Below are 14,793 nucleotides of genomic sequence, written 5' to 3' on the forward strand. Positions count from 1 at the left end.
GGGCCGTCGAGAAGCGTTGTTCCCCAGGGTCCGGGCGGCCGCGAGCGAGGCAGAAGCCCGCAGATGCGATGGCGCTCCGCCTCGCTCGCCGCCCGGGTGGCCCTGTCAGCTGATGCAGCCGGCCTTCTTCGAGATACAGCCCGCCTTCTTCGAGATGCAGCCGGCCTTCTTCGAGATGCAGCCGGCCTTCTTCGAGATACAGCCCGCCTTCTTCGAGATGCAGCCGGCGTCGAGGGTCGCTTCCCCGGCCGAGTTGGCCGCGACCCACTGGTTCCAGAGACGGTCCTGGGCGATCTGCCGAATCAGGTGTTCCATTCGAGCCTCCTAGATCGTGATGGTTGATGCGTGAACAGCGCACACGTCCACGACCCGCGCGCTGCCGCGGTCGCGTGCTCGACGGCACGGCAGACACGGATTGTGTGCAGCCCGACCGTCCAGCTGACTATATGGGTCCAGGAAAGAGGGTCAAGGAGCGCAGCCCGGGGCCGGATCGCGTTGTCCGGACATCGATCGAGAGGGGCGACCCATGGGCAGCGCAGCTATCCCGACGCATCACGCAGCGAGCGCGCCATTCAACCGACACGATACGATTGCGGCGCGGGCGTCTGCGATCACACCCGGATGGCGTCATGGCAGATGCACCGATTCGTCCGGGGAGCGCTCCCCTATCTCGTCGGCCGACCCGGCACGGACCGTTCAGGCTGCCGGACGAACGGCACGGGCTCCGGTTTTCGTGTAGATCGATGCAGGAGCGCGTGCGTAGGTGGGGGATGCGGCGGCTCCGCTCCGCCGCGCGAACGGTGAGGGACAGCGATGGCCAACGCAGATCGAGACAGCGAAACGAGCGCGCGCGTGTGGACCGGAGCCGGCGGGGGCAACATCGACGCGCCGCCGCGGCAGCGGCGCCCGGTCCGGCGGTGGCGCGAGGCCGCATGGGCCCTGACGGGGGTGCTCGCGGCCGGCGCGCTCGGGCTGGGGGCCGCGGGCTGCGCGCGCGCCGCTCCGGACCGGTCAGGGACGGCCGCTGTCGAGGCCAGGCCGGTCGCCAGCGCCGCGCCCGTCGCCAGCGCCGCGGCGAGCGCCGGCGCCGCGCCCACCGCCGGCGCCGCGCCCACGGCCAGCGCCGCGCCGGCCGCGACGCCGCCGCCGGCGGCCGCCGCGGGGTGGCGGTTCGAGAGCTCCCTCGGCGTGCAGATCGAGGTCCCGGCCGACTGGGCCGTCAACGACTACGGCTGCAACATGAGCGACAGGCCCACCGTCGTACGGGCACAGATGCTCCAGCTCGGGTGCCTGACGCCGGAGAAGCCGACGAAGCGGGTCGCGCAGATCGGCGCCGATGCGCCGGAAGAGGTGAAGAAGGGCCCGGAGTTCACGCGCCGCGACGTGTCGCTCGGCGGCGTGAGCGCCGAGCGCACCGAGGGGCGGGGCGCGGACGGCCGCCATTTCGGCTGGCTGAGGATCCCGTCGCGGCAGATCCTGATCTCGGTCCGGACGCACGATGCCGAGATCACCCGCCGGATCCTCGACAGCGCGCAGCTCGTCGGCGTCGATCACAACGGCTGCCCAGACAGGCGCCCTCCCAAGGCGGCGCACCCCGGCGCGCGCTCGGCCCTGGCGCCTCGCGACCCGTCGTCGCTCTCCATCTGCTACTACGGCCCGAGGGGCGATGTGCTGCGGAGCTCCGCGCGCCTGTCCGGGCGAGAGGCGGCAGCGCTGGCCATCGCCCTCAACTCGTCGAGGCCCGGGCCCAACCCCGATGTCGATCCCAAGCAGTGCCTGCACCCGCCTGCGCCGCCCCCGGCAGATGCGGTGTTGCTCGTGGAGGACGCCGCCGGCAAGGGCGCGATCCATGTCGCGTTCTCCGCCTGCACGGGGCGTGGCCTGGACAACGGCGCTCTGCGCGCCCACGTCAACCTGCCGATCATCCAGCGCATCATGATCCCGCTGGGCACCGGCTTCTCGTACAGCGGCGATCTGAACCCCTGAACGGCGCACGGCGCGGCTCCCGGCGCGATGGCGGGCGCGCGAACCGGTGATGAGGGACGAGGTGAGCCCGCGATCGCCTGAACGATCGCGAAGCTCGGATTTCAACGCAAAGGCGCAAAGGCGCAAAGGCGCAAAGGCGCAAAAAGACAAGATGGAGTAGACAAGCGCCGCATGACCAGGCTCGTCCGCTTCACATGGGAGGGAACCAGGCACGGAGCTCCTTGCCCCTCCTCACCCTCTTTCCTTGCGCCTTTGCGCCTTTGCGCCTTTGCGTCAGAATCTCTCTCACCAGGACCGACAGCCTCGCTCCAGCGGCGCCTCGCGCGGCCCGACCGCACGCCACGGCTCCGATCACCCCGCGCACGGACGCGCCCCCACGAGCGCCTGTCCCCCCGAGGATCCATGGGAAAGACCTTCTCCGAGCTGGACGACGACCTCACCGGCTTCATCGCCGAGCAACACCTCTTCTTCGTCGCCTCCGCCCCCTCGGGCAGCGGCGGGCACGTCAACCTGTCGCCGAAGGGGCACGACACCTTCCGCGTCCTCGACCCCCGGACCGTGGCCTACCTCGACCTCACCGGCAGCGGCGTCGAGACCGTCGCGCACCTCCGCGACAACGGCCGCATCACGCTGATGTTCTGTGCGTTCTCCGGGCCGCCCCGCATCGTGCGCCTGTACGGCTGCGGCGAGCCGGTCTTCCCCGGCGATCCGCGCTTCGACGCGCTCGCGGGCCTCTTTCCGCAGCTCCCGGGCGTCCGGTCGGTGATCCGCGTCGCGCTCGAGCGCGTCGCCACGTCGTGCGGATACGCCGTGCCGCGCATGGCCTACGAGGGAGAGCGAGACACGCTGTCGAAATGGGCGGAGCGCAAGGGGAACGAGGGCCTCTCGCGGTACCGGCGGGAGAAGAACGCGGCGAGCATCGACGGCCTGCCAGGCCTGCCCGATCCGCCCGCAGACGAGTGATCCGGCGGAGCCGGCGCGGCCCCGCCCGACGCTCGCCGGCGGGCGACCTGTCCCCGCGCACGCTGGCCAGGCCCGTCCCGTGGCCGGGAACAGGACGACCAAGCGCCGGGACTACGGATCTTCCGGGATGGTCACGGCGATGCTCTCGGTCGGCAGGGTGAAGGGCACGGTGATGACCGGGAGCGGCGACGTTGCGATCCTCGTTTCCTCGTCGCGCTCCAGGAAAACCGTGGCCTTCAGCTCGTGGTCTCCGTCGCCGACGAGCTCGAAGCGGTCGCACGTCTCGTGCTCTTCTTCGAGCGACGGGCTGATGCAGCCGGCGACCACAGGAGCCGACTCGGCGAGACGCCCGTGCCAGTCGATCGTGACCGACGCGCCGGGCGCAATCTCCGCGAACTCCACCCCGACATTGTGGCCGCCGGGCTCGCCCATGAGCAGACCCTCGCAGGTGGGAATCCTGGAACCGAGCAGGTTCGTGCCGTCGATCCACCAATCGATCGAGCCGAATGGGCCCGCGGAATAGTACACGGGCGTGCTCCGCTCGTTCGTCACGACGATCGAGATCGGCTCTTCGAGCGCCTCGTCATCGCGCATGGCATCGCAGCTCTCCTCGCCGCCGGCGCCGCCGCCGCCGGTCTCGTCGCCGCCGGAGCCGCCGGAGCCGCCGGAGCCGCCGGAGCCGCCGGAGGCACCGGAGCCGCCGGGGTCGGCGTCATTCCCCGAGCAGGCCACGAGGAATGCGCTCACCAGGAACGCGAGCAGCGAGGAACCTCTCAAGATCGAGAAAGAAGGCATGGTGTTCTCCCGGGAGCCGATGGCACTCGACGACAAAAATGTGCCGTAGGCGAGGTATGGCTTCCGCTGGCACTGATGAATCACAGGTCGTGCCGGCCACCAAAACGAGCCTGTTCCGCTACTCGGCGCACTTTTCCTGGCACATCTGTGCCACAAAGCGCCGCAGCAAGTGAGCTCGAATGTGCCGTGACACAGATCGCCTCGGCGATCGCGGCCTGGGCCGCCGCGACCTCGGCTAGGCTCCCCGGGCGTACCGCCGATGCCTCCTGCGGCGGTCTCGCCCCCCAGCGCTCGAGGAGGCGGAGGTGACCTGAATGGGTCGTGACATCGATCACCTGCACCACGTCGGCCACGTCGTGAGCGACATGAAGGAAGGGCTCGAGCTCTACCGCCGGCTCGGCTTCCGCCTGTCGCCGCCCGCCTACCCCATGCTGTCGCCCAGGGAGGGCGAGCCGCCCAGGCCGTTCGGCGCCGCGAACACCCACGCCAACTTCCGACGCAACTTCGTCGAGCTCGTGAGCTGCGTCCGGGACGACGACCCCGGCGGGATCCCGAGCGACGCCAAGCTCGTCCCCATCCAGGCGCCTCCCGAGCACCTGCCGCGGCTCACCGAGGCCATCCGCAGCACCGTCGCCAAGATCGCCGCGTGCCTCGCGCGCTTCCAGGGCCTGCACATCCTCGTGTTCAAGACCCCCGACGCCGACGCCGCGGCCGGCAGGCTGAGCGCGGAGGGCATCCGCCACGGGGGCGTCAGCGCGGTCCGGCGGCCGGTGGACACCGCACAAGGACCGCGGGTGGAGGCGCTCCGCTTCATCGAGCTCGACAGCGACGCTCCGGAGGACGCCGGGGCGGGCCGCGCGCCGGAGGGGAGGCTCGCGATCGCGGAGAACCCGCCCGCGGAGCTGCTCGAGGCGCAGCTCCACATGGATCATCCGAACGGCGCGGTGGACCTCGTCGACGCCGTGCTCTGCGTCGACCGGGCGGCGCTGCCGGAGGTCGAGCGCCGCTACGCGACGTACCTCGGCCGCGCGGCGCGCGCCGAGGGCCCGGCGCGCGTCTTCGATCTCGACGGCGCCCGCGTCACCCTCGTCGCCGACGCCGATCTGGAGGCGCTCCTGCCGGGCGAGCGAGCCCCGGCGCTCCCGGCCTTCGTCGCCTACACGGTCGCGGTGCGCGACGCCTCCGCCGCGCGGCAGCTCCTGAATGGGAACGGCTTCCCGCTGAGGGCGTCGACCTCGGGCGACCTCTTCGTCCCCGCCGCGGCGGCGCTCGGCGCCGCGATCGTGTTCCGGCAGGCCGAGGGTGTGAAAGCGGACTGAACCGTGCGACCATCGGGGAGCGCGGCATGGCACGCATCCTCCTCGTCGACGACGACGCCTCCCTGGTCGAGGTGCTCGCGCTCGCGTTCCAGGAGGCGGGGCACGCGGCGCTCTCCGCGCCCGACGGGACGGCCGCGCTCGCCGTCCTCCGCCAGATCGAGCAGGTCGACACCACCTCCGATCGCGTCGAGACCGTGATCGGCGCCGGCGACCGATTCCGGGCCTTCCGTGGATGACGGGAGGGCGCGGCGCGGCCCGCTCCCCTTCTTCCGCTCACTGCGCTTCCGGGTGACGGCGCTCGTCGTCGCCGCCCTGTTCGCGCCCACGCTCCTCTCCCTGTACCTGCGCATCGAGCTCCCGCGCCTCGTCGCGATCACCCTGCCGCTGTCGCTGCTGCTCGCCCTCTGGCTCACGCGCCGGCTCGTCCGCCCGCTCGAGGCGCTCCGCCGGCGCGCGCTCGCGAAGATCCGCGAGCCCACCCCGAGCGCCGACCTCCCCCTCCAGGGGCCGGCCGAGATGCAGGACGTGGCCGCGGCGTTCAACGCCCTGCTCGCGGCGCTCGCGGAGCGCCGCAAGGCGAACGAGGCGTTCGTCGCGGACCTCGCGCGCGAGTTCAAGGACCCCGTGGCCACGATCCGCGGCTGCGCCGACGCGCTCGCCGAGGCGCCGGACGAGCGCGAGCAGGCCGCCCGGCTCTCGCGGCTGCTCAAGGAGTCGAGCCACCAGCTCGACACGCTGGTGAGCCAGTTCCTGGAGCTCGCCCGCGCCGAGGCCGGGATGCTCCACGAGGCGCGCGAGCGGGTCGACGTCGCGGCGCTCGCGCGGGGGCTCGTCGTGGCCATGGCCGACGACGAGCGCTTCGCCAAGGTCCGCTTCACCGTCTCCGGGGCCGCGAGCGCCCGGGTCGTCGGCGTCGCCTCTCGGTTCGAGTCCGTCCTCCGCAACCTGCTCGAGAGCGCGGCGTCGTTCTCGGGCGACGGCGGCAAGGTGCACGCGAGCGTCGACGTGGTCGAGGGAAGGCGCGTCGAGATCCGCGTCTCCGACACCGGCCCCGGCATCTCGGCGGAAGATCTCCCGCGGGTGTTCGATCGCTTCTTCACGACGCGCGGGCGCGAGCAGGGCAACGGGCTCGGGCTCGCGCTGGTCCGCGCCATCGTCGAGGCGCACGGCGGCGCCGTGAGCGCCGCGTCGAACCCGGGGCGGGGCGCCACCTTCGCGGTCGATCTGCCGCTCGCGCCGGCCGGGTGACCGCGTTCACGCCGTCTTCACGCGGGTCCCTCGACTCGGCATCTTCGCCTCGCTCGGCGACCACGAGTACCTCGGAAACATCGAGCGCACGCGGCCGATCGACGAGGCGAGCCGGGCGCAGCTGCTCGTGGACCGCGGCGCGACCATCGAGGCGAGCGCCCCTTTGGTTCGTACATCAACGAGATCGCGACCTCCGGTCGGAGCGCAAATGTCAAGCGCGAACCGGGTTGCGATGCCGCACGGTCGCTCGTGCCACAGCAGCAGAAAGGAAGCACCGCCCCCACCCGGCGCTGCGTCGCGCAACGCGCGTCAATCGTCAGCGGAGCTCTCGTGGCGTCCACCGAGAACGGGACGCCGCGCAGATGTGGCCGAGTGGGGGAGAATGAAGTGATTTTCGTCTAGAGGTGTGAAGGGCGCCCGGGCTACCCTGGAACAGGGTCGTCGACTTTCTGCCCGAGCGCATCCGCTCGTGTTCGTCGAGGTGTGTCGTGAGTTTGAGAACGTCTTATCTGGCTTTGGCGGTGGGATTGCTGCAAGTCGCTGCCGCCTGCGGCGGGGGAGCGCCCTCCACGGGCGATCCCGGCGCAGGCGGCGCAGGGACCGGCACGAACTCGAGTGGTTCCGGCGAGAGCGGCGGCGGCGGCAGCGACTTCGGCGTGGGCGTCGGCCAGGGAGGCAGCGGCGGAGAGCGGCCGGATCCCTGCGCCGGCGACGACCCGCCCCCCGAGTGCGAGCTGCCTCAGGAGCCCGCCTGCGGCGACGGCATGATCAACCAGGCCAGCGAGGCGTGCGACGACGGCAACAGCCTGCCCGGCGACTGCTGTTCCGGGCTGTGCGAGATCGAGCCCTACTGCGAGTGTCCCGCGCCCGGCCAGCCGTGCGTGCTGACCATCGCGTGCGGCGACGGCGTGGTCGACCCGGGCGAGTTCTGCGACGACGGCAACACCGCGGACGGCGACGGCTGTAGCGCCGACTGCTACTTCGTCGACCCCTCGTACGTCTGTCCGTCGCCGGGCGAGCCCTGCAAGCTGCTCTACGACTGCGGCGACGGCCGGGTGAACGGCTCGGAGACGTGCGACGACCGCAACGAGGTGTCCGGCGACGGCTGCAGCGCCGACTGCAAGCGCGAGCCGGGCTTCGTGTGCCCTCGGCCCGGGCAGCCCTGCGAGCTCGTCCCGGTCTGCGGCAACGGGGTCAAGGAGGCCGGCGAGATCTGCGACGACGGCAACGCGGTGGGCGGCGACGGCTGCTCGAGCCTGTGCCGGCAAGAGTCCTTCTACAACTGTCCCACGCCGGGCGAGCCGTGCGAGCTGCTCATCCGGTGCGGCGACGGCAGGGTGGACCCCGGCGAGCTCTGCGACGACGGCAACACCGCGGACGGCGACGGCTGCAGCGCCGACTGCAAGGTGCTCGACCCGCTTTACGTGTGTCCCACGCCGGGCGTGCCCTGCACCCTCCTCTATCGCTGCGGCGACGGCCGCGTGAACAACGGCGAGCAGTGCGAGGACGGCGACGACCCGCCCGTGTCCGGCGACGGCTGCAGCGCCACGTGCATGCGCGAGCCGGGCTACGTGTGCCGGCGGCCCGGGCAGCCCTGCGAGCTCCTGCCGGTCTGCGGCAACGGGCTCCTCGAGAGCGGCGAGCAGTGCGACGACGGCAACACCGCGGGCGGCGACGGCTGCTCGAGCCTGTGCCGGCAGGAGGCGTTCTACGCCTGTCCGAACCCGGGGCAGCCGTGCGAGCTGCTGATCTGGTGCGGCGACGGCGCGCTCAACCCGGGCGAGGTCTGCGACGACGGCAACAACACGAGCGGCGACGGCTGCAGCGCCGACTGCAAGACGGTGGAGCCGATCTACACGTGCCCCACGCCGGGCGTGCCCTGCACCCTCCAGTACTGGTGCGGCGACGGCCGCGTGAACGGCTCGGAGGAGTGCGAGGACGGCGACAGCCCGCCCGCGTCCGGCGACGGCTGCAGCGCCACGTGCATGCGCGAGGAGGGGTATCAGTGCAGCCGGCCCGGCCAGCCGTGCACGCGCCTGCCCGTCTGCGGCAACGGCCTCAAGGAGACCGGCGAGGTGTGCGACGACGGCAACACCGCGAGCGGCGACGGCTGCTCGAGCCTGTGCCGGCAGGAGGCGTTCTACACCTGCCCGACGCCGGGGCAGCCCTGCGAGCTCCTGATCCGCTGCGGCGACGGCGTGGTGGACCCGGGCGAGATCTGCGACGACGGCAACACGGCGAGCGGCGACGGCTGCAGCGCGGACTGCAAGGCGGTGGACCCGGCGTACGTGTGCCCCGAGCCGGGCGAGCCGTGCATCCTCGTCTACCGGTGCGGCGACGGCCGCGTGAACGGCGGCGAGCAGTGCGACGACGGCGAGGATCCGCCGGTGTCCGGCGACGGCTGCACGGCCGATTGCCGGCTCGAGGAGGGCTGGAACTGCCGGCCGGGCCAGCCCTGCACCGAGAGGACCTTCTGCGGCGACGGCGTGGTGCAGCTCGGCGAGCAGTGCGACGACGGCGGCGGGGTGAGCCCCGTCGGCGGCGACGGCTGCACCCCGCAGTGCAAGATCGAGGTGGGCTGGACGTGCCCGCCGGCCGGCGGCCCCTGCACCCCGCCCCCGCCGCCCGTGTGCGGCGACGGCGTGATCGGCGGCGATGAGCAGTGCGACGACGGCGAGGAGCCGGCCGACGGCGACGGCTGCAGCGCCGACTGCGAGACCATCGAGGACGGGTGGGACTGCTCGCGCGTCGGGTTCCGGTGCAAGACCCTCTGCGGCGACGGGATCAAGGTCGGCGCCGAGCAGTGCGACGACGGCAATGGCGACAGCGGCGACGGCTGCGACGAGACCTGCCGGATCGAGCCCGGCCGGATGTGCGACGATCTCGAGCCCCAGGACTGCAGCGGCTACTCCGACTGCGGCAACGGCATCGTCGAGGGCACCGAGGTCTGCGACGACAACAACGGCAACTGGCGCGACGGCTGCACGCCGGACTGCAAGCGCGAGCCCGACTGCAGGGCCGGCGCGTGCCTCTCGATCTGCGGCGACGGCATCCTCCTGCCCGGCGACGCCACCGAGCAGTGCGACGACGGCAACACCGAGAGCGGCGACGGCTGCTCCGCCACGTGCCGGATCGAGCCGGGCTACGTCTGCACCGTGGCGCCCACCGAGATGCGGCTGCCGATGGTCATCCGCGACTTCATCGGCTGGTGCCCGGACACCTACAACCGCAGCACGAGCAACGCTCAGTGCGACGCCCGCCTGAACGCCAACCCCATCGGGCACTTCGACTTCGAGATCACCCCCTCGGACGGCGCGCAGCTCGACGGCACCGTCCAGACGACGCTCGACGCCGACGGCAAGCCCGTGAACGCGCACGGCCTCGGTTACTTCGATCCGACCCGCGCCACCGGCTACACCTCGGGGCAAACCAACTTCCAGTGGTGGTACCGGGACAACCCGCAGTTCAACCGGACGCTCCTCACCACGATCGAGCTGCTCGAGGCGACCCCCGGCAGGTTCGTGTACGAGCGGAGCCCGTTCTGGCCGGTGGACCTCGACCCCCCCGGCGCCGATCCCACGCTCAACAGCCTCCTCTTCACCGGGGACGAGAACGCGCGCGACGGCGGGCACAACTTCTACTTCACGAGCGAGGTCCGGTACTGGTTCCAGTTCAACCCGAACACCGCCGCGGCCGACCCGGTGCTCACCTTCTACGGTGACGACGACGTCTGGGTGTTCATCAAGAACACGCTGACCGTCGACATCGGCGGCATCCACGAGCGCATCCAGGAGAGCGTGACCATCCGGGACGACGGCTCCGCCCTCGTGACCCCCTGCACCGGTAACAACTGCCCGAACCGCGCCCCCTACGCCGTCAACCTCAACCTCGAGGCGGGCAAGGTCTACGAGATCGCGGTGTTCCAGGCCGAGCGCCACGTCGTCGGATCGAACTACCAGCTCACGCTTTCGGGCTTCAGCGCCGGAACGTCGGTGTGCACGCCGCAGTGCGGGGTCGAGCCGGCGGTCGTGACGCCGGGCGAGGAGTGCGACGACGGCCCCGCGAACGGGACCGACTACGGCGAGTGCAACGACTGCCAGCTCGGCGCCTACTGCGGCGACGGCGTGAAGAACGGCCCCGAGGCCTGCGACAACGGCGTCAACAACAGCACCTACGCCAACGCCTCGAACGCCTGCGCGCCGGGGTGCGTGGCCCCGCCCCGCTGCGGCGACGGTCAGGTCAACACGCCGTACGAGGCGTGCGATCTCGGCTCCGGCAACACCGCGAGCGGCTACGGCGGCTGCACGACGGAGTGCGAGATCGGGCCGTCCTGCGGCGACGGCGTGGTCAACGGCGGCGAGGGGTGCGACGACGGCGTCAACGACGGCTTCTACGACACCTGCAACCCGGACTGCACGCCCGCGCCGAAGTGCGGCGACGGCCACGTCGACGCGGAGTGGGGCGAGGAGTGCGACAGCAGCGACCCGAGCTGCGTGCGCTGCCAGCTCGGCGAGCACTGCGGCGACGGCGTGCTGCAGGCGGAGCTCGGCGAGCAGTGCGACGACGGCATCAACGACGGCGGGTACGGCCAGTGCGCGCCCTCGTGCGTCGACGGCCCGCGCTGCGGCGACGGCATCGTCCAGCCCGCGGACGAGAGCTGCGATCTCGGCGACGGGATGAACACCGGCGCTTATGGCGGGTGCACCGCCTCCTGCGCCTACGGCCCGTACTGCGGCGACGGCGTGAAGAACGGCGCCGAGGCGTGCGACGACGGCGTGAACGACGGCGCCTACGGCACCTGCGGCCAGGGCTGCGCGCCGGCGCCGAAGTGCGGCGACGGCAACGTCGACCGGGACTGGGGCGAGGAGTGCGACAGCAGCGACCCGAGCTGCGTGAACTGCCGGCTCGCCGCGCAGTGCGGCAACGGGATCGTGCAGCCGGAGCTCGGCGAGCAGTGCGACGACGGCGTGAACGACGGCGGGTACGAGCAGTGCGGCCCCGCGTGCCTGTTCGGGCCGCGCTGCGGCGACGGCATCGTCCAGCCCGCGGAGGAGGACTGCGACCTCGGCGCCGGGCTGAACAACGGCGCTTACGGCGGGTGCACCGCGTCTTGCGACTACGCGCCGTACTGCGGCGACGGCGTGGTGAACGGCGCCGAGGCGTGCGACGACGGCGTGAACGACGGCACCTACGGCACCTGCGCCCCGGGCTGCACGCCGGCGCCGAAGTGCGGCGACGAGCACGTCGACGCGGAGTGGGGCGAGGAGTGCGACAGCGCGGCCAACACGAACTGCGAGAGCTGCCGGCTCGGCGCGCACTGCGGCGACGGCGAGCTGCAGCCGGAGTTCGGCGAGGAGTGCGACGACGGCATCAACGACGGTGGGTACGGCGAGTGCGCGCCTTCGTGCGTCTACGGGCCGCGCTGCGGCGACGGCATCGTCCAGCCCGCGGACGAGGACTGCGACCTCGGCGCCGCCGGGAACGGCGGCGAGTACGGCGGGTGCACCGCGCTCTGCCAGTACGGGCCGTACTGCGGCGATGGCCTCGTCAACGGGACGGAGACCTGCGATGACGGCGTGAACGACGGCGTCTACGGCAGCTGCCTCCCCGACTGCACGCCGGCGGCCAAGTGCGGCGACAACGAGGTCGACGAGGAGTGGGGCGAGCAGTGCGATCCGCCGAACGAGGCCACGGGCTGTAGCAAGAACTGCCGCCTCGGTGCCCAGTGCGGCGACGGGGTCGTTCAGGCCGGCGAGAAGTGCGACGACGGCAAGAACGACGGCGGTTACGGCGAGTGCGGCCCGGGCTGCGTGTTCGGCCCGCGCTGCGGCGACGGCATCCGCAACGGCGACGAGAAGTGCGACGACGGCGACGGCAACAACACCGGCGGCTACGGCAAGTGCGCGCCGGGCTGCGTCTACGGTCCGTACTGCGGCGACGGCATCCGCCAGGCCGCCCACGAGGAGTGCGACGACGGCAACAAGGTGAGCGGCGACGGCTGCAGCCTGACCTGCCAGAACGACGGCATTCCGAACTAGCCCGTCGCGACCGGGCGCGCGGGGCGCAGGCAGAGGCCTGTCCCCGCGAGCCCGAGCGGCCCCGTCCCGGGGGCCGCCGCGCTGCCCCATCCCCTCCCTGAACCTGCCCTTCGAGCTCGACGCGGAGCAGCGCCAGCAGCCTGCGCCGCGCCCCTCAGCGAGTTCCTGGCATTGTCTCCCCTGGAACGTGGCCCTACAGGGGCCCGGCGACTCATGCGCGTCCTGCAGCGCCATCGACGGGGGCCTGGGCCGGCGTGCTGCTGAAGCTCGCGCTGGTGGGCGCATCGGTGCTGCTGTCCTCGCTGGCGGCGCGGCGCTTCGGCCACGCGGTCGGCGGCACGATCGCTGGGCTGCCGATGATCGTGGGCCCGATCATGGGCTTCGTGCTGCTGCAGGAGACGCCCGCTCAGGCGAGCGCAATCGCGCTCGCGACGCTGGTGTGCTTGCCGGCCACGATCGTTCATGGGGTCGTCTTTGCCTGGTGCGCGACGCGCCTCCGCTGGGGCGCGGCGCTGCTGGCGGCGAACGTGGCGTTCCTGTCGCTGGGGGCAGCGCTGCTCGCGCTGCGGTTGCCCCCGCCGTGGGCCTGCGCCGCGGCGCTGCTGTCGCCTGCCCTGGGCGCGCTGGCCTTGCCGCGCCTCGGCGAGGCGCCTGCCTCGACGGCCGTTCCGCGCGCCGAGCTCGCCTGTCGCGTGGTGGCCGCGATGGCCATGGCCTGGTGCATCGTGCGCGGCGCCGGCGTCGCGCCCGCGGGGTTCAGCGGCCTGCTGCTCGCCGTCCCGATCACGGGCAACATCCTCCCGTGCTTCACCCTGCCCAGGCACGGCGCGGCTGCCGCGGTGGCCTTGCTCGCGGGCTTCGCGCGCGGCCTGTTCGGGTTCGCGGCGTTCTTCGTCGCGCTGCTCGCGGCGCTCGGCGCGATGCCTCCGGCGGCCGCCTACGGCCTCGCGTGGCTCGTTGCGCTGCTCGCGGCGCTCTCGCTGCGCGGGCTCGCGCGGCGCGCGCAGCCTGCGGGGCTCTCGTCGACCTCGTCGACGGCCGCCTGACCCCCTGTTCCAACCCCGACACCCCTTCGACCCGGGCGGCGGTCTCGTTCCCAGCGGACGGAGCGCCTACGGCAGCCCGAGCGCTTCCTTCATCACGCTGTCGTCGACCAGCGGGGCGAGCTCGGCGCGGGTGCGCGGGGCGCGGCCGGTCTGCGCGGCGACCCAGGGCTCCTCTTCCTCGAGCACGTCGAGGATGTCGGGCACCAGCGTGCCCAGGAACCGCTCGTCTTCCCAGACCGCCTCGAGCACGGATGGCTCGATGCCGATCGCCTCCGAGATCCTCGGCCAGACGGCCTCCGGGTCCGTGCGATAGAGCTCTTGCGCCCTCGCGAGCGCCCGCACGAGCTCGACGATACCGCGCCGCTTCTCGGGATCCGCGAGCTTCTCGGCGGTGCTGTGGAGGTTCACGATCTCGCGGTAGAGGGAGCGATCCTGGAACACGATGGCGTCGCTGCCGAGCGCCTCCTTCGCGAGCTCGGAGGAGGGCTCCCAGAGCGCGACGGCGTCCACGTCGCCCCGCTCCATCAGGGAGGGCAGCGTGTTCGCCCCGCAAGGCGTGGAGATGCAGATACCTCCGGGGACAATCGTGTAGTCGTCCCCCGTGAGGCCCACGGTGCCCAGGTACTTGTTGACGAAGTAGGCCGCAGACGTGTTCGGGATGGTCCCGATCCGCTTCCCGCGGAGATCCGCGAGCGCGCTGATCCCCGCCGCGCGGTTCGCTACGATTCGATAGAACGTCTCCGTCACCGTGAAGATGATACGCAAGTTCGGATGAGCCACCGATTGCCTCAGCGTCTGCGTCTCCGCGTTGGTGCCGAGGTCGATGCTATTGTCATTGAGCAGGCTCACGATGCCGCCGGAGTCGACGGTCGCCTCGCCCGGATAGAAGTCCTGCGAGGCGACCAGCACGGGCGTGAACTCGATGGACGCCGTGTCGCTCGTGATCTTGAGCGAAGGGAAGGACGCAGCTCCCCCCTGACCGCCCGCGCCCGCGTCGCCGCCCGCACCAGCATTGCCGCCGGCGCCCGCGCCTCCGCCCGTGCCCGCGCTCGCCTCGCCACCGCTGCCGCTGGCAGCACCGAAGCTGCCCTCCGCGCCGCCGGAGCCGCCGACGCCGCCCGAAGGCGCTCCACCCGTGCCGCCAGCCACGACGCCCCCTGACGAGCTGGAGCCGGCCGCGTCGGAGCTCACGCCGGGAGCGGGGTTACCGTCGCACGCGACGATTCCAAGCGCTGAGAAAATGACGAGACGGAACAGAGCTCTCATGCATCAGCCTCCTTCGATCGGCGGACCCATCCGCGATCGTGTCCACCAGCCATCGCGCTCCTGCGCCTGCGACGGACGAAGCGACGCCGCGCCGGCTCACACGGTCCGCGATCGTCGGACGCGCCGCCAGCA

General features: G+C 72.1%; 10 protein-coding genes. 7 read left to right on the plus strand and 3 right to left on the minus strand.

Annotation, left to right across the window (positions count from 1 at the left end; all coding sequences use genetic code 11):
- Window positions 1-105: 105 nt before the first annotated feature.
- A complete protein-coding gene (locus WMF26_RS29955) occupies window positions 106-315 on the minus strand; it encodes a hypothetical protein (protein ID WP_437995484.1) in 210 nt (69 codons plus the stop codon).
- 537 nt (window positions 316-852) lie between these two features.
- Here WMF26_RS29955 and WMF26_RS29960 point away from each other — a divergent pair.
- On the plus strand, window positions 853-1,986 hold the full coding sequence (locus WMF26_RS29960; protein ID WP_437995485.1) for a hypothetical protein: 1,134 nt from the start codon (window positions 853-855) through the stop codon (window positions 1,984-1,986).
- A gap of 402 nt (window positions 1,987-2,388) precedes the next feature.
- The gene (locus WMF26_RS29965; RefSeq protein WP_437995486.1) at window positions 2,389-2,949 is read left to right on the plus strand and encodes a pyridoxamine 5'-phosphate oxidase family protein; all 561 of its coding nucleotides are present in this window, start codon (window positions 2,389-2,391) and stop codon (window positions 2,947-2,949) included.
- A 111-nt stretch (window positions 2,950-3,060) separates the two neighbouring features.
- Here WMF26_RS29965 and WMF26_RS29970 read toward each other — a convergent pair whose 3' ends face one another.
- Window positions 3,061-3,744 (minus strand): hypothetical protein, encoded by a 684-nt coding sequence (locus tag WMF26_RS29970; protein WP_437995487.1) that lies wholly within the window; start codon window positions 3,742-3,744, stop codon window positions 3,061-3,063.
- Window positions 3,745-4,058: 314 nt separating this feature from the next.
- Here WMF26_RS29970 and WMF26_RS29975 point away from each other — a divergent pair, with 314 nt between their 5' ends.
- The 5 genes from WMF26_RS29975 (at window position 4,059) to WMF26_RS29995 (ending at window position 13,395) form a co-directional block, all read left to right on the plus strand.
- Complete coding sequence (locus WMF26_RS29975; protein ID WP_437995488.1) at window positions 4,059-5,063, plus strand: VOC family protein; 1,005 nt, start codon at window positions 4,059-4,061, stop codon at window positions 5,061-5,063.
- A gap of 26 nt (window positions 5,064-5,089) precedes the next feature.
- A complete protein-coding gene (locus WMF26_RS29980; RefSeq protein ID WP_437995489.1) occupies window positions 5,090-5,299 on the plus strand; it encodes a hypothetical protein in 210 nt (69 codons plus the stop codon).
- Complete coding sequence (locus WMF26_RS29985) at window positions 5,292-6,311, plus strand: sensor histidine kinase (protein WP_437995490.1); 1,020 nt, start codon at window positions 5,292-5,294, stop codon at window positions 6,309-6,311. Before WMF26_RS29980 ends, WMF26_RS29985 begins: the two co-directional genes overlap by 8 nt.
- Before the next feature lie 527 nt (window positions 6,312-6,838).
- Window positions 6,839-12,349 (plus strand): DUF4215 domain-containing protein, encoded by a 5,511-nt coding sequence (locus WMF26_RS29990; RefSeq protein WP_437995491.1) that lies wholly within the window; start codon window positions 6,839-6,841, stop codon window positions 12,347-12,349.
- A gap of 254 nt (window positions 12,350-12,603) precedes the next feature.
- Window positions 12,604-13,395 carry a hypothetical protein gene (locus WMF26_RS29995; RefSeq protein ID WP_437995492.1) on the plus strand — a complete coding sequence of 264 codons (792 nt, stop codon included), beginning with the start codon at window positions 12,604-12,606 and terminating at the stop codon, window positions 13,393-13,395.
- Between the two features lie 66 nt (window positions 13,396-13,461).
- On the opposite strand, the gene WMF26_RS30000 is transcribed toward WMF26_RS29995, so the two are convergent.
- Window positions 13,462-14,661, minus strand: coding sequence for an ABC transporter substrate-binding protein (locus WMF26_RS30000; RefSeq protein WP_437995493.1), 1,200 nt, complete (start codon window positions 14,659-14,661; stop codon window positions 13,462-13,464).
- Window positions 14,662-14,793: the final 132 nt, after the last annotated feature.

Source organism: Sorangium sp. So ce185, assembly GCF_051526825.1.
GTDB classification, from domain to species: Bacteria; Myxococcota_A; Polyangia; order Polyangiales; family Polyangiaceae; genus Sorangium; species Sorangium cellulosum_D.